At 71.0% G+C, this 22,223-nt stretch carries 25 protein-coding genes and 1 pseudogene; 12 read left to right on the top strand and 14 right to left on the bottom strand.

Translation table 11 applies throughout. From position 1 onward, the window contains the following. Positions 1-4: 4 nt before the first annotated feature. On the top strand, positions 5-946 hold the full coding sequence (locus tag ACI2L1_RS25365) for a carbohydrate kinase family protein (RefSeq protein ID WP_404741647.1): 942 nt from the start codon (positions 5-7) through the stop codon (positions 944-946). Then, positions 943-2,244 (top strand): alpha-glucosidase/alpha-galactosidase, encoded by a 1,302-nt coding sequence (locus tag ACI2L1_RS25360; protein WP_404741646.1) that lies wholly within the window; start codon positions 943-945, stop codon positions 2,242-2,244. The genes ACI2L1_RS25365 and ACI2L1_RS25360 overlap by 4 nt, the downstream gene beginning before the upstream one ends. A gap of 4 nt (positions 2,245-2,248) precedes the next feature. Here ACI2L1_RS25360 and ACI2L1_RS25355 read toward each other — a convergent pair whose 3' ends face one another. From ACI2L1_RS25355 to ACI2L1_RS25340, 4 genes and pseudogenes are all read right to left on the bottom strand, one after another. Continuing rightward, positions 2,249-2,764, bottom strand: coding sequence for a flavoprotein (locus ACI2L1_RS25355; protein WP_404741645.1), 516 nt, complete (start codon positions 2,762-2,764; stop codon positions 2,249-2,251). 9 nt (positions 2,765-2,773) lie between these two features. Further along, positions 2,774-2,929: pseudogene (locus ACI2L1_RS25350) on the bottom strand (DUF1348 family protein); the annotation flags it as partial. A 153-nt stretch (positions 2,930-3,082) separates the two neighbouring features. Continuing rightward, the gene (locus tag ACI2L1_RS25345) at positions 3,083-3,283 is read right to left on the bottom strand and encodes a ferredoxin (protein WP_404741644.1); all 201 of its coding nucleotides are present in this window, start codon (positions 3,281-3,283) and stop codon (positions 3,083-3,085) included. Between the two features lie 12 nt (positions 3,284-3,295). Then, a complete protein-coding gene (locus ACI2L1_RS25340; RefSeq protein ID WP_404741643.1) occupies positions 3,296-4,495 on the bottom strand; it encodes a cytochrome P450 in 1,200 nt (399 codons plus the stop codon). Positions 4,496-4,816: 321 nt separating this feature from the next. Between ACI2L1_RS25340 and ACI2L1_RS25335 the strand changes: the two genes are divergently transcribed. Beyond that, a complete protein-coding gene (locus ACI2L1_RS25335; RefSeq protein WP_404741642.1) occupies positions 4,817-5,446 on the top strand; it encodes a LysE family transporter in 630 nt (209 codons plus the stop codon). Here ACI2L1_RS25335 and ACI2L1_RS25330 read toward each other — a convergent pair. Beyond that, complete coding sequence (locus ACI2L1_RS25330) at positions 5,436-5,870, bottom strand: nuclear transport factor 2 family protein (RefSeq protein ID WP_404741641.1); 435 nt, start codon at positions 5,868-5,870, stop codon at positions 5,436-5,438. The genes ACI2L1_RS25335 and ACI2L1_RS25330 overlap by 11 nt on opposite strands. Before the next feature lie 184 nt (positions 5,871-6,054). Between ACI2L1_RS25330 and ACI2L1_RS25325 the strand changes: the two genes are divergently transcribed. Further along, positions 6,055-6,504, top strand: coding sequence for a nitroreductase family deazaflavin-dependent oxidoreductase (locus ACI2L1_RS25325; protein ID WP_404741640.1), 450 nt, complete (start codon positions 6,055-6,057; stop codon positions 6,502-6,504). A 62-nt stretch (positions 6,505-6,566) separates the two neighbouring features. On the opposite strand, the gene ACI2L1_RS25320 is transcribed toward ACI2L1_RS25325, so the two are convergent. Then, positions 6,567-7,538 (bottom strand): cation diffusion facilitator family transporter, encoded by a 972-nt coding sequence (locus tag ACI2L1_RS25320; RefSeq protein ID WP_404741639.1) that lies wholly within the window; start codon positions 7,536-7,538, stop codon positions 6,567-6,569. Between the two features lie 95 nt (positions 7,539-7,633). Here ACI2L1_RS25320 and ACI2L1_RS25315 point away from each other — a divergent pair, with 95 nt between their 5' ends. Together ACI2L1_RS25315 and ACI2L1_RS25310 are read left to right on the top strand one after the other, a co-directional pair. Then, the gene (locus tag ACI2L1_RS25315; protein ID WP_404741638.1) at positions 7,634-8,653 is read left to right on the top strand and encodes a glutathione S-transferase family protein; all 1,020 of its coding nucleotides are present in this window, start codon (positions 7,634-7,636) and stop codon (positions 8,651-8,653) included. 30 nt (positions 8,654-8,683) lie between these two features. Continuing rightward, complete coding sequence (locus ACI2L1_RS25310) at positions 8,684-8,986, top strand: DUF4235 domain-containing protein (RefSeq protein ID WP_404741637.1); 303 nt, start codon at positions 8,684-8,686, stop codon at positions 8,984-8,986. A 15-nt stretch (positions 8,987-9,001) separates the two neighbouring features. On the opposite strand, the gene ACI2L1_RS25305 is transcribed toward ACI2L1_RS25310, so the two are convergent. Together ACI2L1_RS25305 and ACI2L1_RS25300 are read right to left on the bottom strand one after the other, a co-directional pair. Next, positions 9,002-9,394, bottom strand: a complete 393-nt coding sequence (locus ACI2L1_RS25305) for a VOC family protein (RefSeq protein WP_362663986.1) — start codon at positions 9,392-9,394, stop codon at positions 9,002-9,004. A 78-nt stretch (positions 9,395-9,472) separates the two neighbouring features. Beyond that, positions 9,473-9,940 (bottom strand): pyridoxamine 5'-phosphate oxidase family protein, encoded by a 468-nt coding sequence (locus ACI2L1_RS25300; RefSeq protein ID WP_404741636.1) that lies wholly within the window; start codon positions 9,938-9,940, stop codon positions 9,473-9,475. Between the two features lie 275 nt (positions 9,941-10,215). Between ACI2L1_RS25300 and ACI2L1_RS25295 the strand changes: the two genes are divergently transcribed. Next, on the top strand, positions 10,216-10,578 hold the full coding sequence (locus tag ACI2L1_RS25295; protein ID WP_404741635.1) for a DUF1304 domain-containing protein: 363 nt from the start codon (positions 10,216-10,218) through the stop codon (positions 10,576-10,578). Beyond that, positions 10,575-11,138, top strand: coding sequence for a TetR/AcrR family transcriptional regulator (locus ACI2L1_RS25290; RefSeq protein WP_404741634.1), 564 nt, complete (start codon positions 10,575-10,577; stop codon positions 11,136-11,138). Before ACI2L1_RS25295 ends, ACI2L1_RS25290 begins: the two co-directional genes overlap by 4 nt. Before the next feature lie 7 nt (positions 11,139-11,145). Here the strand turns inward: ACI2L1_RS25290 and ACI2L1_RS25285 are convergent, their stop codons facing one another. After that, complete coding sequence (locus tag ACI2L1_RS25285; RefSeq protein WP_404741633.1) at positions 11,146-11,994, bottom strand: hypothetical protein; 849 nt, start codon at positions 11,992-11,994, stop codon at positions 11,146-11,148. 31 nt (positions 11,995-12,025) lie between these two features. Beyond that, the gene (locus tag ACI2L1_RS25280) at positions 12,026-12,976 is read right to left on the bottom strand and encodes a GlxA family transcriptional regulator (RefSeq protein WP_404741632.1); all 951 of its coding nucleotides are present in this window, start codon (positions 12,974-12,976) and stop codon (positions 12,026-12,028) included. Positions 12,977-13,047: 71 nt separating this feature from the next. Here ACI2L1_RS25280 and ACI2L1_RS25275 point away from each other — a divergent pair, with 71 nt between their 5' ends. Then, positions 13,048-13,998 carry an NADP-dependent oxidoreductase gene (locus tag ACI2L1_RS25275; protein ID WP_404741631.1) on the top strand — a complete coding sequence of 317 codons (951 nt, stop codon included), beginning with the start codon at positions 13,048-13,050 and terminating at the stop codon, positions 13,996-13,998. A 4-nt stretch (positions 13,999-14,002) separates the two neighbouring features. Here the strand turns inward: ACI2L1_RS25275 and ACI2L1_RS25270 are convergent, their stop codons facing one another. After that, positions 14,003-15,109, bottom strand: a complete 1,107-nt coding sequence (locus ACI2L1_RS25270; RefSeq protein ID WP_404741630.1) for an NAD(P)-dependent alcohol dehydrogenase — start codon at positions 15,107-15,109, stop codon at positions 14,003-14,005. A gap of 23 nt (positions 15,110-15,132) precedes the next feature. After that, positions 15,133-16,587 (bottom strand): aldehyde dehydrogenase family protein, encoded by a 1,455-nt coding sequence (locus tag ACI2L1_RS25265; RefSeq protein WP_404741629.1) that lies wholly within the window; start codon positions 16,585-16,587, stop codon positions 15,133-15,135. Between the two features lie 103 nt (positions 16,588-16,690). Between ACI2L1_RS25265 and ACI2L1_RS25260 the strand changes: the two genes are divergently transcribed. After that, positions 16,691-17,128, top strand: a complete 438-nt coding sequence (locus tag ACI2L1_RS25260) for a MarR family winged helix-turn-helix transcriptional regulator (protein ID WP_404741628.1) — start codon at positions 16,691-16,693, stop codon at positions 17,126-17,128. Positions 17,129-17,361: 233 nt separating this feature from the next. Continuing rightward, positions 17,362-17,742 (top strand): anti-sigma factor antagonist, encoded by a 381-nt coding sequence (locus tag ACI2L1_RS25255; RefSeq protein WP_404741627.1) that lies wholly within the window; start codon positions 17,362-17,364, stop codon positions 17,740-17,742. A 157-nt stretch (positions 17,743-17,899) separates the two neighbouring features. Here the strand turns inward: ACI2L1_RS25255 and ACI2L1_RS25250 are convergent, their stop codons facing one another. Next, on the bottom strand, positions 17,900-18,853 hold the full coding sequence (locus ACI2L1_RS25250; RefSeq protein ID WP_404741626.1) for a ribose-phosphate diphosphokinase: 954 nt from the start codon (positions 18,851-18,853) through the stop codon (positions 17,900-17,902). 198 nt (positions 18,854-19,051) lie between these two features. Here ACI2L1_RS25250 and otr(A) point away from each other — a divergent pair, with 198 nt between their 5' ends. Beyond that, positions 19,052-20,893: a tetracycline resistance ribosomal protection protein Otr(A) gene (gene otr(A), locus ACI2L1_RS25245; RefSeq protein ID WP_404741625.1), complete on the top strand. Its 1,842-nt coding sequence runs from the start codon at positions 19,052-19,054 to the stop codon at positions 20,891-20,893. A 6-nt stretch (positions 20,894-20,899) separates the two neighbouring features. Here the strand turns inward: otr(A) and ACI2L1_RS25240 are convergent, their stop codons facing one another. Next, a complete protein-coding gene (locus ACI2L1_RS25240) occupies positions 20,900-22,093 on the bottom strand; it encodes a cytochrome P450 (RefSeq protein ID WP_404741624.1) in 1,194 nt (397 codons plus the stop codon). Positions 22,094-22,223: the final 130 nt, after the last annotated feature.

The raw sequence follows: 22,223 nt of genomic DNA, 5'->3' as shown, positions 1-22,223 counted from the left end.
CGGGATGTCCTTCGACCTGCTGGTGATCGGTGACGCCAATCCGGACGTGGTGCTCGGTCCGGTGCCCGCCGAGCTGGAGTTCGGGCAGCGCGAACGACTCGTGCGGCAGGGGCGGTTGGTGCTCGGCGGGTCGGCGGCGATCACGGCGTGCGGGGCGGCCCGGCTGGGGCTGCGGGTCGCGTTCGCGGGGCGGCTGGGTGACGATCCGGCGGGCGCGTTCGTACGGCAGGAGCTCGCGGCGCGCGGAGTGCATGTGGAGCACCTGGTGGTCGACTCGCTCCAGCCCACCCCCCTCACGGCGGTACTGACCACCGGGGACGGCGACCGTGCCGTCCTCACCGCGTCCGGCTGTCTGACGGCGACCGGTCCTGAGGACGTCCCGCGGGAGTTGCTCGCCGCGGCCCGGCATGTGCACGCGGCCTCCTTCTTCCTGATGCCCCGGCTCGCGCGGGCCCTGCCCGAGCTGTTCGCCGAGGCGCAGGCGCTGGGGGCGACGACCTCGCTGGACACCAACGACGATCCCGCGGGCCGCTGGGACCGTACCGCGCTGGACCCGGTCCTGAAGGTCACCGACATCCTGCTGCCGAACGCGGCCGAGGCCCGAGCCCTGACCGGGGAGTACCGACTCACCGCCGCCGCGGCCCTGTTGGCCCGGCACGGACTCACGGTCGTGGTCAAGGACGGCAGGCGGGGCGCGCTCGCCCTCGCGGGAACGCGGCTGCTGCACACGGCCGCGGTACCGGTCGTGCCCGTGGACGCGGTGGGCGCGGGCGACAGTTTCGACGCCGGTTTCCTCGCGGCCCGGCTGCACGGACTGGACCTGCGGACCTCCTTGGCGGTGGCCGCGGCCTGCGGCTCGCTGTCGACGCGTGCCCACGGCGGAACGGCGGCCCAGCCGACGTGGGACGAGGCCTGGGCCGCCATCGAACCGAGAGGGACCGCATGAAGATCGCCTTCGTGGGAGCGGGCAGTGTGGTGTTCACACAGGGCCTGCTTGCCGACCTGTTCGCCTTTCCCGAACTCGCCCATGCCCGGATCGCGTTGCACGACATCGACCCGGAGCGGCTGGCTACCGCGGAGGGGGCCGCCCGGCACATCGCCGGGGTCCGCGGGGCAAAGCCGGTGATCAGCGCACACCTGGACCGACGGGCGGCGCTGGCGGACGCCGACTTCGTCGTCAACATCGTCCAAGTCGGCATGAACGAAGCCACCCGTACCGACTTCGCCGTACCCGCCCGTTACGGGCTGCGCCAGACGATCGGCGACACGCTCGGGGTCGGAGGCATCTTCCGGGCACTGCGAACCTTCCCCGTACTCAACGGCATTGCCGAGGACATGACCGAACTGTGCCCAGACGCCCACCTGTTGAACTACACCAACCCGATGGCGATGAACGTCCTCTATCTCAGCCGTATCGCCCCGGAGTTGAGGGTGACCGGCCTGTGCCACTCGGTGTATTGGACGGTGCACGACCTGTCCCTGCTGCTGGACGTGCCCTTCGAGGAGGTCACATATCTCGCCGCGGGCGTCAACCACCAGGCGTGGCTGCTCCGCTTCGAGCGTGCCGGACAGAGCCTCTACCCGTCGCTGGACAAGGCGATCACCCGCGATCCGGGGCTGCTGCGCCGGGTGCGTGTGGACATGTACCGCAGGCTCGGGCACTACCCGACCGAGACCAGCGAGCACTCCTCCGAGTACGTCCCGTGGTATCTCCACCACGACTCCGAGATCGAGCGGCTGCGGCTGCCGGTCGGGGCGTACCTGGACATCGTCGAGGAGAACACCGCGAACTACGAACGCACCCGGTCGGCGCTCGCCGAGGGCACGCCTCTCCCGGTGGAGGGCACACGCGAGTACGCGCCGCAGATCATCCACAGTGCCGTGACGGGCACACCTCGCGCGGTCTACGGCAACGTCCCGAACCGGGGCCTGATCGACAACCTCCCGGCCGACTCGGTCGTCGAAGTCCCCTGCCTGGCCGACGGGTCGGGCGTCCACCCCGTCCGCGTCGGTGCGCTGCCCCCGCAGTGCGCGGCCCTCAACCGCGCCTACGTCTCCGTCACCGACCTCGTGGTCCGTGCGGCCACCGACGGCGACCCGCGCCACATCCGCCACGCGGCGATGACCGACCCGGCGACGGCGGCCGCGTTGCCGGTGGAACGGATCTGGGACCTGTGCGACGACCTCGTACGGGCGCACGGGGAGCTGCTGCAGCCGGAGTTGCGGGCGGTGCTGGGGAACTGAGCCCCTATTCGACCAGGTCCAGCACCCGCTCCCACCCGAAGTCCTCGCCCTCGGCGCCCTGGTAGGGGTATCCGAACCGCACCCCCATCCCGCGCAGCCGGATCAGACTGTCCTGGTAGGCGGGGTGACCGGCGAGGTCGTCGGAGACACAGGTCAGGACGCCGACGGGGACGCCCTGGCCGACCACCTCGCACAGCGTGCCCACGGCGAGGGTGTCGGCGATACCGGCGGCCCACTTGTTGATCGTGTTGAAGGTGGCCGGGGCCACCACGACCGCGTCGGGCTCCGGGAAGGGCCGCGGCTCGCCCGGCCGGCGCCAGGCCGAGCGGATCGGATGGCCGGTCTGTGCCTCGACGGCCGTGGTGTCGAAGAAGCCGTTCATGGCGGTCGGCGTCGCGATGACCCCGACCTGCCACTCCCGTACCTGCGCGGCGGTGATCAGCTTGCCGACCTCTCCGGCGATGCCCGCGGCGCAGACGACGACGTACAAGAAGGGCGGTATCTCGTCCTGTTCGGTCACGCCGGAACCCTACTGAACCAGGAGGGACCGCCCCCGCTCCGCCTGGGGCCGGGGCCCACGAATCCGACGTTCCCTCTCCTCGATCGGTACATCGTTGATGCTCGCCTCGCGCCGGGTCACCAGCCCATGTTCGTCGCACTCCCACGGTTCACGACCGAGAAGCCGGTCCGGTGCCTGACAACGGCACCACAGAGGCTGAGCTCGACCGGCATCGACGGCTGGTGGAGGCGTTCCTCGCTGCCGGGGACGTGGGCCTCGTCGCCGAGCCGACGCGACTGCGGCGGGTCGAACTGGGGGTGCTCGACCCGCCTCGCCGGTTCAGCCCACCGTCTCCGACACGGTGATGGCACTGACGGGACAGGCCCGGGCGGCCTCCCTGACCATGGAATCGCCGTGGCTGTCCTCGCGGCCGGGCACAAGCGTGCTGAAGCCGTCGTCGTCCTGGGTGAAGACACCGGGGGCGGCCATGGCGCACTGGCCCGCCCCGATGCAGACGTCCTTGTCGATGTCGATGTGCATGAGCGGGGCCTCTTACCAGGTCACGGGGAGTTCCAGCATCCCCTGGATCGTGTCGCCGGGTTTGAAGGGGATCTCGTCGGCGGGCGCGGCGAGGCGGAGGGTGGGCAACCGGTCGAAGAGCGTACGCAGGGCGATTTCCAGTTCGGCGCGGGCGAGGTTCTGGCCGAGGCACTGGTGGATGCCGAAACCGAACGCGATGTGGTGCCGGGCGGGGCGGTGCCAGTCGAGGGTGTCCGGGTCGGCGTAGACGTCCTCGTCACGGTTGACGACCGACGTGGAGAAGACGACTCCCTCGCCCGCCCTGATCGTCGTCCCGGCCACCTCGATGTCCTCCAGGGCCAACCGCAGCAGTCCGTCGGCGATCGACAGCATCCGCATGAGCTCCTCGACCGCGCCCGGGATCAACGCGGGGTCGGTACGCAACTCGGCCAGCCGGTCGGGGTGTTGGAGGAGCGTGAAGGTGCCGAGCGAGATCATGTTGGCGGTCGTCTCGTGGCCGGCGACCAGCAGGATGACCGCCAGGGCGATCAGTCCCTCGCGGGTCAGCTCCCCGTCGCGAAGCTGCCGGTGGACCAGTTCGTCGAGCACGCCGTCACCCGGCTCCGACTGCTTCTGTTTGCTGTCGATCAGTTCGTCGAAGTACTCCTCCAGTTGGTCCCGGGCGTCCATGACGTCCGCCGCCGCGGGGCCGCGCAGCAGCCGCCGGGACTGCCCTTCGAAGAAGTCGTGGTCGGCGTAGGGCACGCCGAGCAGGGCGCAGATCACGGTCGAGGGGACGGGCAGCGCGAAGGCGCTCACCAGATCGGCCGGCGGCCCCTGGGCGATCATCGCGTCGATGCGCTCGTCGACGATCCGCTGGATCCGCGGGCGCAGTTCGGTGGCCCGGCGGAGCGTGAAACTGGGGACCATCATGCGGCGCTGGACGCGGTGTTCCGGGTCGTCGACGCCGACCAGGGCCGCCGTCCGCTTCTTGATGGCGGCGAAACGTGCCGTGGGCGCCGGGAAGCCGTCGCGGGTGCGGTCGGTGGACAGCCGGGGGTCGGCGAGAAGCGTGCGGGCGGTGTCGTGTCCGGTGACCAGCCAGGCCGGACGCCCGTCGAAGAGGGTGACCCTGGACAGCGGGCGGGTGTCGCGCAGCGGTGCGTAGGCGGTGGGCGGGTGGTAGGGGCAGGTCCGGTCCTGGGGGAAGGCGACAGGTTCCGTTTCCGTCATGGAAGACCTCGCAGGCGAAGGGTGCGTCGTGCAGATCTTCATTAGATGCCCAGGGCATCTATGAGGCGACGACAAGTTCGGCCAGATCGGTGGCGGGGGCAATCTGGCCGGGGATGGCCGCCGTGGGGCGGGGAAACGAAGGGTGGGATTCACGGCGGGCGGCCGTACCTCGGAATCTCGGTTGCGGCGGCCCCTCAACCGCCCGCACTATCTGGCCATGCCGATGACCGAAGCCTTCCTGCCGCCGACCGCCACCGCCGTTCTTCCGGTGCGTGTCCAGCAGCAGCCCGGCCGACCGTGGAGGCCCGACCTTCCGCGCTCGTGACCGCCGCGCTCGTCGCGGGGCTGCTCGCGGGGTACGGCATCGCCGTTCCCGTCGGCGCGGTCGCGACCTACCTCGTCTCCCTCACCGCCCGGACGTCCCTGCGCACCGGCGTGTGCGCCGCGCTCGGCGTGGCGACCGCCGACGGACTGTACGCACTGGTGGCCACGGTCGGAGGTTCCGCCGTCGCCGCACTGCTGCGGCCGGTCCTAGAACCGCTGCGCTGGACGGCCACCCTGGTCCTGGTGGCGCTCGCGGCCCGGGGCGCGGTGACCGCCGTACGCCAGTACCGCGACCACCGCCTCGCCACGCGCTCGGCACCACCTTCCCCGAGCCCCGGCCGGGCGTATCCGGCCCTGCTCGGCATCACGCTCCTCAACCCCACGACGGTGATCTATTTCGCGGCCCTGGTCCTCGGCACCCGCGCCGAGAACGCCGTACGCCCCCTGGAACAGGGCGTGTTCGTCCTCGCGGCGTTCGCGGCATCGGCGAGCTGGCAGCTCCTGCTGGCCGGCGGCGGCGCGTTGCTGGGGCGAGCGCTCACGGGCCATCGGGGGCGACTGGTCACCGCGCTCGTGTCGAGTGCCGTGATCACTGCCCTGGCCGTGCTGATGGTGGTCACGCCGTGAAGGCCCGGGCCACGGCGAGGCTGTCCTCGTACACGTGGTGGCGGACCACGAGTCCGTTCTCGACGCTCAGATGCAGGGCGAACCTGGCCCTATAGGGGCGTCCGGTGGCCGCGGCGGTCTGCCGGATCTCACCCAGCACCACCGCGTCCGCGCCGTCGACCAGGATCCGCTCGACCCGCGTGCCCGCCCCGCCGGGCACGTGGTGAGCGGCCAGGTCCCGGAAGTGGGCGGCGGCGTCGGCGCGGGTGGCGCGGTGCCGGATCCACGGAGTGGCCGAACTCACGTGCTCGTCCTCGGGCCAGTTGAGTGTCCAGTCGCAGGCCTCGGCGTACCGTGCGGCGATCTCCTCCGGGTCGCCGCGGCCGATGCGGAGCAGCAGGTCCTCGACCACCGCGCGGGTCGTGGTGTCGGCGGACGTGGTCATGGGCAGGGCCTTTCATCGGCGGGGTCGGATGCCGACGACTGTGCCGGAGCCTCCCGGCTGGGTCGATTACCCGTCAGGTAATGCGGGTCGGGGCTGTGGGAACCCGGCGGGGATGAATCGCGCCCGGGACGGTGTTGGACTCCCTTGCGCGAACGCCGTAGCAGACGACGAGGAGACGAAAACCATGCCTCTTGAGGGCGAGTACCAACCCAGCCCGACGCAATGGGTGCGTGAGCAGGTGGAGTTGTACGAAAGCTCCGGCGGCACCAAGGGCACCACGCTCATGGACACCGGGATGCCGGTCATCGTGCTGACCACCCGGGGCGCGAAGAGCGGTGTCCTCCGCAAGACGCCGCTGATGCGTGTCGAGCACGACGGGCGTTACGCGGTGGTCGCCTCGCTGGGCGGGTCGCCCAAGCACCCGGTCTGGTACCACAACGTCAAGGCCGATCCGCATGTGGAGCTGCAGGACGGGCCGGTGAAGCGGGACTTCACGGCCCGCGAGATCACCGGCACCGAGAAGGACGAGTGGTGGGAGCGGGCCGTCGCCGCGTATCCGCCCTACGCCGACTACCAGAAGAAGACGGATCGGGTGATACCGGTCTTCGTCCTGGAGCCGGCCGAGGGGAACTGACCGGTCTCGGAAAAAAACTTGAACAGGTGCGCATGCCCCGGCCGCGGCCGGGCACCCGAGCCTCAGGCCCCGCCGCGTTCCCCCGTCGCGGCGGGGCTTTCTCGTGCCTCCTCGGCCGGCCGGTCGGTGACGTCGAGGAAGATCTGGTCCGCCTCGGACACGGTCCGGGAGACGGACCGCTTGATCCGTACGGCGACCTCCTCGACCCGCTCGCTGTCCAGCCCTGGAACCAGGTCGACGCGGGCGGCCACCAGGACCGAGTCCAGCCCCATCTTCATGGTGAACAGCGCCTCGACGCTGTCGATCTCGGGCTGCGCGTCCAGCAGTGCCCGGATCCGTGCGCTGGCCTCCGGGTCGGCGGCCTCGCCGATCAGCTGGCCCTTGGCCTCGCGTCCCAGCCGGTAGGCCACGTAGACGAGCAGCACACCGATGGCCAGCGAGGCGGACGCCTCCCACACGACCTGCCCGGTGACCATGTGCAGCGCCATGCCCACCATGGCCAGGGTCACCCCGAGCACCGCCGTGCCGTCCTCGGCGACGACGGTGCGCAGTGTCGGGTCCCGCATGCCCTTGGCGGCTCCGCCCTGCTTGTGGACCTGACGCAGGGCCCGCATCAGGGAGATCCCCTCGGCGATGAAGGCCACGCCGAGCACGATCAGGCCGGCCACATAGCCGCTGAGCTTCTCCTCGGCGCCGTTGCGGAGCGCCTCGACGCCCTGGAAGACGGAGAAACAGCCGCCCATCACGAAGATTCCGACCGCTGCGATCAGCGACCAGAAAAACCGCTCCTTGCCGTAGCCGAACGGATGGCGCCGGTCGGCGGGGCGGCGACTGCGGCGCAGGGCTGCCAGCAGGAAGACCTCATTGAGGCTGTCCGCCACGGAGTGCGCGGCCTCCGACAGCAGCGCGGGCGAACCCGCGAGGAGGCCGCCGACGGCCTTGGCGACCGCGATCACGAGGTTCGCTGCGAGCGCCACGAGGACGGTTACGCGTGTTTTCCGGTCCGCTGAGTTGTTCGTAGATGTCCCACTCACCTCCGCCGACTGCCCTTCTCCCCGGCACTCACACCGTGCCGACTCCTGAAAACGGGGAACGCGTCCACCAGGACAGGCGTACTCAGGGAGGAAGCATGGGCACCGCCGACGACGGCAACAGCGCGTACGGCCAGAAGGCGTTCAAGCGGTCCAAGAGCCACTTCACGGACCGGGTGACCGCCGACGGACGGGACGGCTGGCCGGTGGAGGCTGGCCGCTACCGCCTGGTGGTCAGCCGTGCGTGTCCCTGGGCGAGCCGCGCGGTGATCTCGCGGCGTCTGCTCGGCCTGGAGGGCGCCCTCTCGATGGGGATCACCGACCCGATCCAGGACGACCGCAGCTGGCGCTTCACTCTGGACCCGGACGACCGCGACCCGGTTCTCGGCATCCGCTACCTCAGCGAGGCGTACGACCGCCGGGAGACCGGCTATCCGGGCGGGGTGAGCGTGCCCGCGCTGGTGGACGTGCCCAGCGGGAAGCTCGTCACCAACGACTACCAGCAGCTCACCCTCGACCTCGCCACCGAGTGGACGGCCCTGCACCGGGAGGGAGCGCCCGATCTGTACCCGCGGGCGCTGCGCGACGAGATCGACACCGTGATGGCGGACGTCTACGAGGACGTCAACAACGGTGTCTACCGGGCGGGCTTCGCCACCGGCCAGGAGGAGTACGAGGAAGCGTGCGCGGGTGTGTTCCGCCGCCTCGACCTGCTGACCCCGCGCCTTGCCCGGCAGCGGTATCTCGTCGGGGACACGATCACCGAGGCGGACATCCGGCTGTTCACCACACTGGTCCGTTTCGACGCCGTCTACCACGGCCACTTCAAGTGCAACCACTGGAAGCTGACGGAGAACAAGGTCCTGTGGGCGTACGTCCGCGACCTCTACCAGACGCCCGGCTTCGGTGACACCGTCGACTTCGACCACATCAAACGGCACTACTACCAGGTGCACAGCGGCATCAATCCGACCGGCATCGTCCCGCTCGGACCGGATCTCTCGGGCTGGCTGACGCCGCACCACCGTGAGGAGCTGGGCGGCCGTCCGTTCGGCGACGGAACCCCGCCGGGGCCACCGCCCCCGGAGGAGCAGGTTCCGGAAACCGGACGCCCCTGACCGGCGGCTCACACAACCAAGGAGACCCACATGGCCAAGAAGAAGAAGATGAAGCTCCCCCTCGCCTACCAGCCCCTCGGGTTCGCGCTCGGCTGGTCGAGCGGCTGGCTGGCGGGGCTGGCGTTCCGTAAGACCTGGATGGCGATACGGCACGAGGAGGACGCGCCCGACGCCCTGGACCGGGACCGCGGCTGGGGGGAGATCCTCCTGGCGGCCGCGGTCCAGGGCGCCATCTTCGCCGTGGTGCGCAGTGCCGTGGACCGCACCGGCGCGAAGGCCATCGAGCGGTCCACCGGTGTCTGGCCGGCCTCCGAGAAGGGCGGCCGGGACTGAACCGCAGGGCCGGGTTCAGCCCTGCTTGGGCGCGGTCGGTGTGACCATGCGCAAGGTGAAGGAGTGACCGGCGGGGTCGGCGTAGCCGCGTTCCTCGTACGGCCCCGAGGCGTCCTTCGTCTCCAGTGGACGTCCGCCGAGCTCCACCACCTTGCGCTCGACCGCGTCCAGGTCGTCCACCACGAAGTCCAGGTGGGCCTGAAGGGAGTTCTCGGGGCGCGGCCAGCTCGGCGGGGTCGCCTTCACGTCACGGCGGAACCCCAGCCGGATCCCGTCGGCGCCCCTGATCTCCACTCGGTTGGCGGTCGCGTCCGTCTCCTCGGCGTCCAGCAGTTCCTTGTAGAACACGGCGAGTTTCTCGGGCTCGGCACAGTCGAGCACGACGACCCCCGCTTTCACCAGTGCCATGTCTCCTCCGAAGGGTCCGGCCGCGGAGCGCCTGCGCCCCGCGGCCCTGTCCCTTGCGGATATCCCGGCACGGCCGATTCAGTCGGCGACCAGCCACTGACCGTTCCGCATCAGCTCACGCCCGACGAGCTCGTTGGCCTCCCGCCAGGCCTGCACCCGCTGCGGCCGGACCCTGAAGTACAGGTAGGGCGTGGTGAGTTGGCGGGGGTCGAAGCCTGTGCGGGCGGCAAACCGGTCGCCCTCGGCCTGACTCAACTCGTCCTGGGTGATGGTGTCGACGGTGCCCTCGATCATCACCACGTCCCGGGTGGGGCCGATGCCGAGGCGTGTCCTGCCGGTCGCCTTGAGGTTCCGCCCGGTGGGGCTGGTGGCCGGGGTGGCCAGCAGGATGGTTGAGCCGTCCCAGCAGAACGAGAGCGGGACGAGGAAGGGCACACCGGAGTCGTCGGCCGGGGCGGTTGCGACCCAGACGTCCTCGTCGTGCTCCAGTCGGTGCAGGGTGTCCAGCTTGCGCTGCTTGGCGGTGCGTGCGGGCTGCGCTGCCATGGGTGGTCGTCCTCCTGAGAGAGATCAACTGACGGTTCGAGTCTGGCCGTTCGGACCGGTTTCCACCTCCTCCTTTGCGCCGAGGGTGGGCCTCAGAGTGAGGGCCTGGGCCGCGAACCCCTCACGCTCATGGACGTGCGCCGGACCGCTCGCGCCGGTGGGCGGGGTCCCGTGCTCGCGCGGCCGGTCGGCGTTGACAGTGAACTGTCAGTTGATTTCCTGGACGGATGTCCAGCTATAGTGGACACACGTCCAAGAAGTGAGGAAAGCAGCTGATGGAGATCCTGGCGAATGTGCTGGTCGGCCTGGTGGCGGCCCTGCACCTGTACATCCTGGTGATGGAGATGTTCCTGTGGCAGAAGAAGCCGGGGATGTCCTTTCACGGGTTCGATCCGGAGATGGCTCGGGCGACGGCGGCCATGGCGGCGAACCAGGGGCTGTACAACGGCTTCCTCGCGGCCGGGCTGGTGTGGGGGCTCGTCGCCGGTGATCCGACCGGGTTCCGGGTGCAGGTGTTCTTCCTGCTGTGCGTGATCGTCGCGGGTGTGTACGGGGCCGTGACCGCCAACGTCCGGATCCTCGTCGCGCAGGCGTTGCCCGGCGCGCTCGCCCTGGCCGGCGTGCTCGTCGCCCAGTGACCCGCCCGGCGCCCGAGGACCCGCGGGCGGCCCGCACCCGGGCGCGGCTGCGGCAGGCCCTGCTCGCGGAATGTGCCGAGCGGCCGTTGGAAGAGGTCGGCGTGGCCGCGCTGGTGCGGCGGGCCGGGGTCGGACGAGCCACCTTCTATGTGCACTACGACGGCCTGGAGGCGCTCGCCGTCGACGCCTGCGCGGACGTCGTACGGGACGCCGTGGAGGCGCTGCACGCCTGGCGCGGGCGGCCCGACCCGGTGCACGCGCCGCCCGCGCTCGCGGAGTTCTTCGCCTCGCTCACCCCGCACACCGCCCTGTACCGGTCCCTGCTCGCACCGGGCGGCGGCGGCCCGTTGGGCAGGGTTCTGCACCGCGACCTCAGGGCGTACAGCCTGCGGGAACGCGCGCTCGCAGGCGCAGCGGACGCCCCGCTGGTCGCCTCCGCGGTCGCCGCGACCTTCGCGGGGGTGCTGGCCGACTGGCTGCACGGCCTGCTGGACGCCGGACCCGGTGAAATCGCCGACCAGGTATGGCAGTTGCTGGTCGCGCTGCACGCGAGCCGCTGAACTCCCCTCACATGCAGGCCGCACGCTCCTTCAGCAACGGCCAGGCCTCCACTCCGTCGGGGGTGCGGACGTACGCCGTCCGTTTGTCGTCCGTCAGCCACAACCGCCAGTCCTGGTAACGGTATCCGGTGTCGTGCGCGGTGGCCGGCATCTCGGTCGCGCCGTCGTAGGCGGCCGTGAGCATGCCGGGTTCCAGCAGGTCCTCGGGGTCACGGGCGTACATCCGGTCTCCCAGGTCGAGGAAGTGCACCTTCCGCCAGCCGCAGTGATCGTCCCCCGGGCCGCTGCTCACCTCCGTGGTCGGCACCCGGTCGCCGTCACGATCCGTCCAGATCTCGACTCCGTGGGAATCGGTGTACGAGGCGGGGAATTCCGACGGGTCGCACGAGGCGCTGGTCTCCGGGCCCCAGCCGGGCCTGCCCTTCTGGTCCTTGGCGACCACGACCGCCACCTTGGTACGGCCGCCGACGTCGTAGGAGTAGAGCACGCGGTCCGTCTCCCGGCGCTCCACGCGGTAGCCGGAACGGGGAACGCCCGGGTCGAGCAGATCGAAGTACAGCCGCAGCCCGTCCTCCGGACTGTCACCTCCGTCGCCGTCCCCCCAGGCCTCGGGCCCGTTGCCCACAGAGATCTCCCCCGCACACTCCAACGCCCGGCCCGCCGCCCCGGAGGCAAGACGCACGGCCCGCGGGGTGTACTCGTCGAGCTCCTTCGTGGGGATGTTCAGCGGGCCGTCGTAGGGCGTCGCGGCCGGTATGCCCTCGACGACCACGTCCTCCCCCGGACCGCACGCCACAGCGGCCGCCGCCACCAGGACCGCCAAGAGCACTCCGCGTTTCCCCACCCGCTCGTTCATGTTCCTTCGACGCCGCGGGGGTGCGGAACGTTCAGCGTGCCGCCGCCCGGAACGTCCGCCGGTACACCTGCGGTGACACCCCGATCGCCGCGTGCAGGTGCTGGCGCAGGGACGCGCCGGTCGCGAAGCCGACATGGCCGGCGATCTGGTCGACCGACAGGTCGCTGGACTCAAGGAGGTGCCGGGCCCGGCCCACGCGCTGCTGGATCAGCCAGCGGCCGGGGCTGAGGCCGACCTCGTCGTGGAAACGGCGGGCGAAGGTGCGCAGGCTCATCCGGGCGTGGGCGGCGAGGTCGGCCAGGGTCAGGGGCTCGCCGAGGCGTTCCAGGGCCCAGGCGCGGGTTCCGGCCGTGCTCGTGGCGCCCGGTTCCGGGACCGGCTGCTCGATGTACTGGGCCTGGCCACCGTCCCGGAACGGCGGGACGACACAGCAGCGGGCGACGAAGTTGGCCAGCCGACTGCCGTGGTCGCGGCGCACGATGTGCAGGCAGACGTCCACGCCGGACGCGGCTCCCGCCGAGGTCAGGATGCGACCGTCGTCGACGAAGAGTACGTCCGGGTCGAGGGCGACCTGAGGGAACATCCGCCGGAACCGTTCGGCGAGGCGCCAGTGGGTGGTGGCCTTGCGGCCGTCCAGCAGTCCGGCCGCGGCCAGGACGAATGCCCCGGTGCAGATCGACACGATGCGCGCGTCGGGGCGGATGAGCGCGAGCGCGGCGCGGACCTCGTCCGGGAGATCGGCGGTGACCCGCTCGTGGGAGACGGGCGCGATCACCACGGTGTCTGCGGTGGCGAGCACCTCGGGACCGTGTTCGACGCCGATCGTGAAGTCGGCGTTGGTGCGTACCGGACGGCCGTCGACCGTGCAGGTCAGCACCTCGTACCGGCCGTCGGCGGCACCGAGGATCCGGCTCGGGATGCCCAGCTCGAAGGGGTACACGCCGTCCAGGGCCAGCACGACCACACGTTCCGCACGACTCATGGCACGATCCTATCGAACCTTGGCAATCGTGCCATTTACCGGGCGGGCGGACCCGGGCAGGCTGGATGACCATGAGCACTGTGAAGACGATGCGAGCCGTCAGTCAGGACACCCTCGGCGGTCCCGAGGCCCTCAAGGAGATCGAGGTCGAGCGCCCCGCGCCCCGGCCCAACCAGGTACTGGTCCGGGTGCGGGCCGCCGGACTGAACCCGACCGACTGGAAGCACCGGGCGACCGGTGGCTTCCTGGGGGAACCGCCGTTCGTCCTGGGCTGGGACGTCTCCGGTGTGGTCGAGGCGGTCGGCATCGGGGTCGCCGCCTTCAAGCCCGGCGACGAGGTGTTCGGCATGCTGCCCTACCCCTTCGGCCACGGTTCGCACGCCGAGTACGTCATCGCACCGGTCCGCGCCCTCGCCCGCAAGCCGGCGTCGATCGACCACACCCAGGCCGGTGCGCTGCCGTTGGTGTCCCTGACCGCGTGGCAGGCCCTGGTCGAGCACGCCGAGCTCCGGCCGGGGCAGCGGGTGCTGATCCACGCGGCCGCCGGCGGGGTGGGTCATGTGGCCGTGCAGATCGCCAAGGCCCGGGGCGCGTACGTGATCGGTACGGCGAGCTCGGGCAAGCACGGCTTCCTGCGCGAGCTGGGCGCGGACGAGGTGATCGACTACCGGGACACGGACTTCGCCGAGGCCGTGAAGGACGTCGACGTGGTGCTGGACACGCTCGGTGGGGAGACGTCCATGCGCTCACTGCGGGTGCTGCGGCCGGGCGGAATCGTGGTGTCGATCCTGCCGGTCGGCTCGGACGAGTTCCACGAGGAGGCCGAGCGGCTGGGGGTGCGTGCCGTGCGGATGCTCGTGGACGCCGACCGGGCGGGGATGAACGCGATCGCGGACCTGGTGGAGCAGGGCAAGCTGCGTGCCACCATCGCGGGGACCTTCCCGTTGGCCGGTGCCGCCGAGGCGCATGCGCTGGGCGACACCGGCCGTACGACGGGGAAGCTGGTCCTCGTGGTCGACTGACCGCTCAGAACGTCAGCACGGGCTTGATCGCCTTGCCCGCACCCATGTCCCGCACCGCCTGGTCGATGTCCGCGAACGGATAGGTGCTGATCAGGCGGTGCAGCGGAAGCCGTCCCTCCTTCACCAGGCGGACCAGGGCGGGGATGAAGCTCTGGGTCTCGGCGTCGCCGAGAGTGAGGCCCACGACCCGCTTGCCGCCGAGCAGCCCGTTGACGTCGAGGGAGACCTCGGTGCCGAACGGCGGGGCGCCGACGACGACCAGGGTGCCGCGGGCGCCGAGCGCGTCGACGCCCTGGCGCAGGACGCCCACGTTGCCCGTGGTCTCCACGATGCCGTCCGCGCCCTGTCCACCGGTGATCGCGGTGAGCGCCTCACCAAGGTCCTCCTCGCCGGCGTTGACGGTGTGGGTGGCGCCCAACTCCCTTGCCAGGGCGAGGCGTTCGCCGACACGGTCGACGGCGACGATCGTCGTGGCCGGGGTGAGAGCGGCGGCCATGACCGCGGACAGGCCGACCGCTCCGGCACCGAGGACGACGATCGTGGAGCCCGTGACGGGCTTCAGTACGTTCCATACGGCGCCCACGCCGGTCTGCACACCGCAGCCGAGCGGGGCGATGGACTCCAGCGGCACGTCCTGGTCGACCTTGACGAGGCTGCGCTCGTCGACCAGGGCGCGCTCCGCGAACGAGGACTGGCCGAAGAAGTGCCCGCCGAGCGGCTCGCCGTTCCGGCTGATGGTGCTGGTGCCGTCGGCGCGGCGGCCGCCGAGGAGGTTCAGCGGCAGCCAGGTGGCGCAGTAGGCGGGGTGACCGCCGTCGCAGTTGCGGCAGTCGCCGCAGGACGTGAAGGACAGCACGACGTGGTCGCCGGGCGCGATACCGGTGACGGCCGAACCGACGGATTCGACGACTCCGGCGCCCTCATGGCCCAGGACTCCGGGCAGCGGGAAGGGAAGGCCGCCGCTCGCCACGCCCAGGTCGGTGTGGCACAGGCCCGTCGCGACCATGCGGACCAGCGCCTCACGGGGTCCGGGCTCGTCCAGGGTCACGTCGGAGAGGGTGAAGGGTGCGCCACCGGACTCGACGACCGCGGCACGGGTGGTGATGGACATCGTACGAACTCCTTGGAGGGCGCTCAGTCGAGCGAGACGACGACGGACTTGACCTTGGTGTAGGCGTCGAGCGCCTCGGGGCCGTACTCACGGCCGTAGCCGGAGTCCTTGACCCCGCCGAAGGGCACCGCGGGGTCGAGCATCGCCCAGTCGTTGACCCAGACGATGCCCGCCTGGAGGCGGTCGGCGACCCGGTGGGCACGGGCCAGGTTGGAGGTCTGGACGCCCGAGGCGAGGCCGTAGGGCGTGGAGTTGGCGAGGGCGACCGCCTCTTCCTCGGTGTCGAAGGGCTGCACGGTCAGGACCGGGCCGAAGATCTCCTCCTGCACGACCCTGGAGTCGTTGGAGAGGTCGGCGATCACCGTGGGCTTGTAGTAGAAGCCGCCGTCGAGGTCGAGGCGTTCGCCGCCGCAGACGATACGGCCGCCCTCCTTGCGGGCGAGGTCGACGTACTCCTCGACCTTCTTCAGGTGCTTCTCCCCCGCCATCGGCCCGACGACGGTCTCCGGGTTGCGCGGGTCGCCCACCGGTACGCCGGGCACGGCGTCGGCGAGGATGCCGAGCAGGGTGCTGAGGACCGGGCGCGCCACGAGCAGGCGCGGGCCTCCCATGCAGAACTGGCCGGTGTTGAAGACGAACGCCTTGATGATCGCGCCGACGGCCTTCTCCAGGTCGGCGTCCTCGAAGACGATGTTGGCCGCGTTGCCGCCGAGCTCCATGGTGACGGGCTTGAGGGCCTCGCCGGCGGTGGCGGCCACGTGCCGGCCGATCGCGGTGGAGCCGGTGAAGGCGACCTTGTCGACCCCGCGGTGGCGCAGCAGGGCCTCGCCCGCCACCGGGCCTGCGCCGGTGACGACATTGACCACGCCGTCCGGCACGCCCGCCTTCTGGAACAGTCCGGCCATGTAGAGGGCGCTGAGCGGGGTCTCGTCGGCCGGCTTGTGCACGACCGTGTTGCCCGCGGCGAGCGCGGGGCCGATCTTCGAACCGGCCAGGATCAGCGGGAAGTTGAAGGGGGTGATCGCGGCGACCACGCCGAGCGGTCCGCGCTTGGTGTAGGCGAGGGCGTTCATCGGGGTGTCGCGGACCGCGCCGTCGATCTGGTGCGCGAGGGCGGCGAAGTGCTCGTAGTCGTTGGCCGCGTTGGTCACGTCCACGGCGTGGCACAGGGAGATGGGCTTGCCGACGTCGAGGCTCTCCAGCTGGGCGAGTTCGTCGGCGTTCGCACGGATCAGCTCGGCGACCCGGTGCAGGATCCGGCCCCGCTCACGGCCGCTCAGGCCGGCCCAGGCGCCGTCGTCGAAGGCCTTCCGGGCGCAGCGCACGGCCGCGTCCACGTCGGCGGCACCCGCCTCCGCGACGGTGGTGACGACGGCGCCCCGGGACGGGTCGACCACCTCGGTGCGCGCGCCGTCGGCGGCCTCGCGCCACTGGCCGCCCATGAACAGCCGTCCGGGTTCCATCTCGGTGGGGGACATCACCGCTCCTCAGCATCGTCGCTAAGATTTCAACCAACAGGATTCCTGTTGGTTCGCAGTCTCTTTACAGACAGGTTTCCTGTCAATGCCCTAGCCTGAACCCATGCTCGACACACAGGTGACCAAGGCGCCCCCGTCGCTCCTCTACATGGTGAAGCAGGTGGAGCTGGTTGTCCGCTCCCACCTGGACGAGCTGGTCAGGCCGTCCGGGATCACCGCCCTGCAGTACACGGCCCTCACGGTCCTGGAGCGGCACGACGGGCTGTCGGCGGCACAGCTGGCCCGGGACTCCTTCGTCACCGCCCAGTCGATCGCCGACCTGGTGCGCTCCCTTCAGACGCGCGGACTGGTGCGCCGGGAGCGCAATCCGAAGAACCGCCGCGAGCTGCTGATCCTGCTGACCGAGGAGGGGCGCGCACTGCTCGCCCAGCACGAGGGTCCGGTGCGGGAGCTGGAGGAGCGGATGGTGCGGGACCTCACCGCGCACCAGACCGAGCAGTTCCGGCAGTCGCTGACCAGGGCCTGGCACGCCCTGTCATGAGCCGGGCGTGAGCCCCGCGTGAACCGGTCGCGAACCGAGGGTCGCAATTCGAAGACATATGTCAATCGAACATGCTCAAATTCACTCGATCGAGGGTAACTTGCAGGGCGGGGAACGGATTTGAACACCCTCGGGGCCCGGTCACGCGTCCACGCTCGCAGGACGTCGTCACCCCGGCCCCCGGTGACCTGCACCCCTTGCCGCTTGAGGAGCCGGATGGAGGCGATGTCGTCGTGCAGCAGGAACCCGCGCCGCCGACCCGGCATCTGCGCATCCACCAGGAGCGCGGTCACACCGTGCTGGAGTTCCGCGGGGAGATCGACATCGCCGCGGCCACGGAGATCCTGCCCTACCTGGACCGGGCCACGGCCCACTCCGACGGACGGGTGGTCATCGACCTGAGCCCGGTCGAGTTCCTGGACTGCTCCGGGCTGCGGCTGCTGTACCGCGCCCGGTCCCGGGTCCTCGACCGTGACGGCCGACTGCTCCTGGTCTGCACCCACCCGCTCACCCTGCGGATCATGCGGGTGACCGGTCTGACCCGGCTGCTTCCTCCGCTGCCGTCGCTGGACGCGGCCCTGGGGCAGCCCGAGGCCACGTCGGGCTCGTTATGACGGCGGGTCACTTCACGATCTTGGTGACCTGACCCGCTCCGACCGTCCGCCCGCCTCACGGAGTGACCACTCCCGTCACGTCGGTCGTCCTTGGACCTGATGTACGCGCGGGCCTCGAACTCCGATGATGCCGGGGTCGCCTTGCACTGCTTCCTGTCTATGCGCTCCGCGGCGCGTCGAACAGGGCGCTGACGGACTCGCCGTTGTGAATGCGCCGTACGGCCTCGGCGAGCGCGGGGGCGATGGACAGGATCCGCAGCTTCTCGGTGCGCTCCTCGACGGGGACCGGCACCGTGTTGGTGCAGACGATCTCCAGGACGTCGGACTGCTCGCCGATCCGCTTGAGAGCGCCGTCCGCGAACAGACCGTGCGTACACGCGACCCTGATCGACCTCGGCCCCAACTCCCGAAGTCGGTCCAGCAGTTCCAGGACCGTGCTGCCCTTGGCGATCTCGTCGTCCAGCACGATGACGTCCCGGTCGGTGACCTCGCCGATGACGTCGCTGATGCTCACCCGGTCGTCGGCGAACCGCTGTTTGGCACCGGCGGCCACCTGGGCGCCGATCAGCCGGGCGAAGGCGGCCGCCTCCTTGGCGTTGCCGAGGTCCGGTGAGACGACGGTGGTGCGCGAGAGGTCGTGCTGCTGGAAGTGCGCGGCCAGTTCACGCAGCGCGTGCAGATGGTCGACCGGCACCGAGAAGAAGCCGTGCACCTGCGGCGAGTGCAGGGTCATGGCGAGGACCCGGCTCGCACCGGCCGAGACCATCAGGTCGGCGACAAGGCGGCCGCCGAGGGAGATGCGGGGCTCGTCCTTCTTGTCGGAGCGGGCGTAGGAGTAGTGCGGCATGACGACGGTGATCCGGCGCGCGGAGGCACCGCGTGCCGCGTCGCACATCAGCAGCAGCTCCACCAGGTGTTCCTGGACCGGCCTGACCAGCGGCTGGATGAGGAAGACGTCCCGCTCCCGGCAGTTGGCCTGGAGCTGCACCTCAAGGCAGTCATTGGCGAACCGGCTGACCCGGGTGGGGCTGAGCGGCACACCGAGATGCGCGCAGACCTCCGCCGCCAGCTCGGGGTGGGCACTACCGCTGAACACGGCGATGTCTCGCACGGAACCGCTCCTCAGATGATCATCTCGGGCTGCCGGGCTCATGCTACTGGCCGCCGAAATTCGCTTGCGGTCCCCCCGAGGAGGGGCGACATCATGGCGGGGTCCGAGCCCTCTCACGTCAGGACCCTCGCATGCGCCGACTCCTCGAAGTCACCCAGTGCCCCCTTCGGCCCACGGCTTCCGAGGACTCGACCCCGTATGCACACCCTGAACATCGGCATCCTGGCCCACGTCGACGCCGGTAAGACCAGCCTCACCGAGCGCCTGCTGTTCGACCACGGCGCGATCGACCGGCTCGGCAGCGTCGACACCGGTGACACCCGCGCGGACGACGGCGTGATCGAGCGGCAGCGCGGCATCACCATCCGCTCCGCGGTCGCCTCGTTCACCGTCGGTGACACCCAGATCAACCTCATCGACACCCCCGGCCACTCGGACTTCATCGCCGAGGTCGAGCGCGCTCTGGAGGTCCTCGACGGCGCGGTGCTGCTGCTGTCCGCCGTGGAGGGTGTGCAGGCGCAGACACGGGTACTGATGCGGACCCTGCGCAGGCTACGGCTGCCCACCCTGATCTTCGTCAACAAGATCGACCGGTCGGGCGCCCGCGCCGAGGGCCTGCTCGCGGACATCCGGCGCAGGCTGACGCCGTACGTCGCCCCGCTGACGCAGGTGACGGGCATCGGCGGATCCGACGCACGGGTGAGGCCGCTGCGCATCGGCGAGGCGGCCGAGGCCCTCGCCGAGGTCGACCCGGAGATCCTGGCGGCGGTCGTGGACGGCCCCGAGCCCACCCCGGACGACCTCCGCAAGGCCCTGACCGCCCGCACCGCCGACGGCTCCTTCCACCCGGTGTACTTCGGCTCCGCCCTCGGTGGCCAGGGCGTCCCCGACCTGGTCGAGGGCATGATCCGGCTGATCCCGCCCGCTCCCGTGACACCCTCGGGCGAACCGCGCGGGACGGTGTTCGCCGTGCGACCCGGACCCGGCGGCGAGCGCATCGTGCATCTGCGGCTCTACGGCGGTGCAGTGACGGAGCGTCAGCGCCTCACGTTCCTCCGCCGTGAGGCCGACGGCGTGACCAGCCGGGTGTCCGGACGGGTCACCCACCTGACCGGGCTCCTCACCGCGGGGAACATCGCGGCGCTGACGTTCTCCACCGGCCTGCGCGTGGGCGACCGGATCGGCGAACTCACCGACCGTGCCCCGCAGTTCGCACCCCCGACCCTGGAGACCCTGGTCACCGCCCGCCACCCCGCGCAGGCCGCTCGCCTGCGCTCGGCGCTGCTGACCCTCTCCGACCAGGACCCGCTGATCCACGCCCGTCCCACGGCCGGTGGCGCCACCACACTGCTCCTCTACGGCGAGGTCCAGATGGAGGTGCTCGCGGCGACATTGGCCCAGGACTTCGACGTCGAGGCGGACTTCGAGCCGGCCCGGGTCCGGTATCTGGAGCGTCCGTGCGGCACCGGCGAGGCCTGCGAGGAGCTGCCGTGGCACGATCGCGTGCGCTACTGGGCGACGATCGGGTTGCGGGTCTCGCCGGGCGAGCGAGGCTCCGGCGGAGTGTTCGGGTACGAGACGGAACTCGGGGCACTTCCCCGGGCGTTCCACCAGGCCATCGAGGAGACGGTCCACGCGAGCATGCGGACCGGGCTGACGGGTGCGACCGTGACGGACTACCGGGTCGTCCTCGTCCGCTCCGGATTCGTGGCGCCGCTCAGTACCGCCGCCGACTTCCGGGGGCTCACGCCGATCGTGCTGCGCCGGGCCCTGGAGCAGGCCGGGACGCGGCTGTTCGAGCCGTACCACGCGTTCGAGGCGGAGGTCCCCCTCGATGCGCTGGCCCCGGTGACCGCGCAACTCGCCTCAGCGGGGGCCGAGTTCACGGGCACGACCGGCGGCACCACCGCCTGGCTGATCAGCGGCGGGCTCCCGGCCCGGAGGGTGCGCGAGATCGAACTCCGGCTGCCCGGTCTCACGCACGGGGAAGGGGTGTGGTGGTCCAGCCCCTCGGGTGACCGGGAACTCAAGGCTCACTAGGAGGACTCACCACGACACCGGCAGCCGCCGCGGCCCCCGTGTCATCTGCCCCTCCCGCCACTCGATCGTCTCGGGGGTGAACTCGGCCCGCAGCCCCGGGAACCGGACCGCCAGCCGGTGCAGGGCCAAGCCCAGCTCCAGGCGTGCCAGCCACGCGCCGAGGCAGTGGTGGGGACCGGCGCCGAAGACCACGCTCGGTGTGGTGAGAGGGGCGAACAGGTCGGTCTCGCCGGGCTGCGGGAAGACAGCCGGGTCCCGGTTCGCCGCGTTGGTCTGCACCGCGACCACGGCCCCCGCCGGAATCGTCACCCCGCCGACCTCGACCTCCTCGACCGCCCGGCGGATCAGCCCGGGCAGCACCCTCCCCTCGCTCAAGGGGATCGTGCGCAGGAGCTGTTCGACCGCGGTCTCCGCCGCCTTCTGGCTCTCGGCGAGGCCCGGCCAGGCCTGCCGTCCGTCGGTGAGGAGGTGGACGACGATGTTGCCGAGGGCCGTCATGGTGGTCTCGTGCCCGGCGACCACCAGGCCGAGGACCAGGATGACCAGCCGCGGCTCCTCGACACCGAGACCGTCGCCCGCCGCGACCAGCGCGCTGACCAGGTCGTCGCCGGGCTCCTTGCGCCGCCGGACGACCAGTTCCGCGCAGAAGAGGCCGAACTCCCGCATGGCCGCGCCGACTTCCTCCGCGGTGTGCGCGCCGCCGGACAGGGCGTGGTCGGCCCAGTTGCGGATGCGCTCCCAGTCGGCGTGCTCCAGGCCCATGAGCCGGGAGATCACCGACACCGGAAGGCGGCGGGTGAATCCCTCGACGATGTCGGCGGGCTGCGGCTGCGCGGCGAGGTCGTCGAGAAGGGACTCCACCACGGAGGCGGTCCAGGGCCGCCAGCGGGCGATGGCGCGCGGGGTGAAGGCCCGCTGGACCGTGCCACGCAGCAGCTGGTGGGGCGGGCCGTCCTGGTTGAGGAGGCCGTCCGGGGAGTCCAGCAGGTTGGGTACGACGAGCAGCGGCGGGGCGTCCGCGTCCTTGAGGGACTTCCGGTTGAAGCGGGGGTCCATGAGCACCTGGCGCACGTCGGCGTAGCGGGTCACGAGCCACACCGGGGTGCCGGTTGCCAGGGCGGTGAGCCGGGGCGGGCCGGACTCGGGCAGGGGGATGCGGTGCATGGGACGAAGGGTCCGGGACGTGCTGTCTGTGCTCATCCGGGTCTCCAGACACGCCGGCAGGCGGAGTTCCCCAGGCTAGTGCGCCCCCGAGTGTCCCGGCAGTGTCCCAATCGGCCAACAAGACGGTCCGGCAGGGCTTTTGGGGGTCATCCCTGGGCATCCGTGC

The organism is Streptomyces sp. NPDC019531 (genome assembly GCF_044903305.1).
GTDB lineage: Bacteria > Actinomycetota > Actinomycetes > Streptomycetales > Streptomycetaceae > Streptomyces.
The sequence above is the reverse complement of the archived record's forward strand: the minus strand, read 5'-3'. Positions and strand labels throughout refer to the sequence as shown.

Coding starts and splice junctions, on each gene's coding strand:
- ACI2L1_RS25365 (WP_404741647.1), top strand. CDS start 5: ATGTCCTTCGACCTGCTGGTGATCGGTGACGCCAATCCGGACGTGGTG.
- ACI2L1_RS25360 (WP_404741646.1), top strand. CDS start 943: ATGAAGATCGCCTTCGTGGGAGCGGGCAGTGTGGTGTTCACACAGGGC.
- ACI2L1_RS25345 (WP_404741644.1), bottom strand. CDS start 3,283: ATGCACATCGACATCGACAAGGACGTCTGCATCGGGGCGGGCCAGTGC.
- ACI2L1_RS25340 (WP_404741643.1), bottom strand. CDS start 4,495: ATGACGGAAACGGAACCTGTCGCCTTCCCCCAGGACCGGACCTGCCCC.
- ACI2L1_RS25330 (WP_404741641.1), bottom strand. CDS start 5,870: ATGACCACGTCCGCCGACACCACGACCCGCGCGGTGGTCGAGGACCTG.
- ACI2L1_RS25325 (WP_404741640.1), top strand. CDS start 6,055: ATGCCTCTTGAGGGCGAGTACCAACCCAGCCCGACGCAATGGGTGCGT.
- ACI2L1_RS25315 (WP_404741638.1), top strand. CDS start 7,634: ATGGGCACCGCCGACGACGGCAACAGCGCGTACGGCCAGAAGGCGTTC.
- ACI2L1_RS25310 (WP_404741637.1), top strand. CDS start 8,684: ATGGCCAAGAAGAAGAAGATGAAGCTCCCCCTCGCCTACCAGCCCCTC.
- ACI2L1_RS25305 (WP_362663986.1), bottom strand. CDS start 9,394: ATGGCACTGGTGAAAGCGGGGGTCGTCGTGCTCGACTGTGCCGAGCCC.
- ACI2L1_RS25300 (WP_404741636.1), bottom strand. CDS start 9,940: ATGGCAGCGCAGCCCGCACGCACCGCCAAGCAGCGCAAGCTGGACACC.
- ACI2L1_RS25295 (WP_404741635.1), top strand. CDS start 10,216: ATGGAGATCCTGGCGAATGTGCTGGTCGGCCTGGTGGCGGCCCTGCAC.
- ACI2L1_RS25285 (WP_404741633.1), bottom strand. CDS start 11,994: ATGAACGAGCGGGTGGGGAAACGCGGAGTGCTCTTGGCGGTCCTGGTG.
- ACI2L1_RS25280 (WP_404741632.1), bottom strand. CDS start 12,976: ATGAGTCGTGCGGAACGTGTGGTCGTGCTGGCCCTGGACGGCGTGTAC.
- ACI2L1_RS25275 (WP_404741631.1), top strand. CDS start 13,048: ATGAGCACTGTGAAGACGATGCGAGCCGTCAGTCAGGACACCCTCGGC.
- ACI2L1_RS25270 (WP_404741630.1), bottom strand. CDS start 15,109: ATGTCCATCACCACCCGTGCCGCGGTCGTCGAGTCCGGTGGCGCACCC.
- ACI2L1_RS25265 (WP_404741629.1), bottom strand. CDS start 16,587: ATGTCCCCCACCGAGATGGAACCCGGACGGCTGTTCATGGGCGGCCAG.
- ACI2L1_RS25260 (WP_404741628.1), top strand. CDS start 16,691: ATGCTCGACACACAGGTGACCAAGGCGCCCCCGTCGCTCCTCTACATG.
- ACI2L1_RS25240 (WP_404741624.1), bottom strand. CDS start 22,093: ATGAGCACAGACAGCACGTCCCGGACCCTTCGTCCCATGCACCGCATC.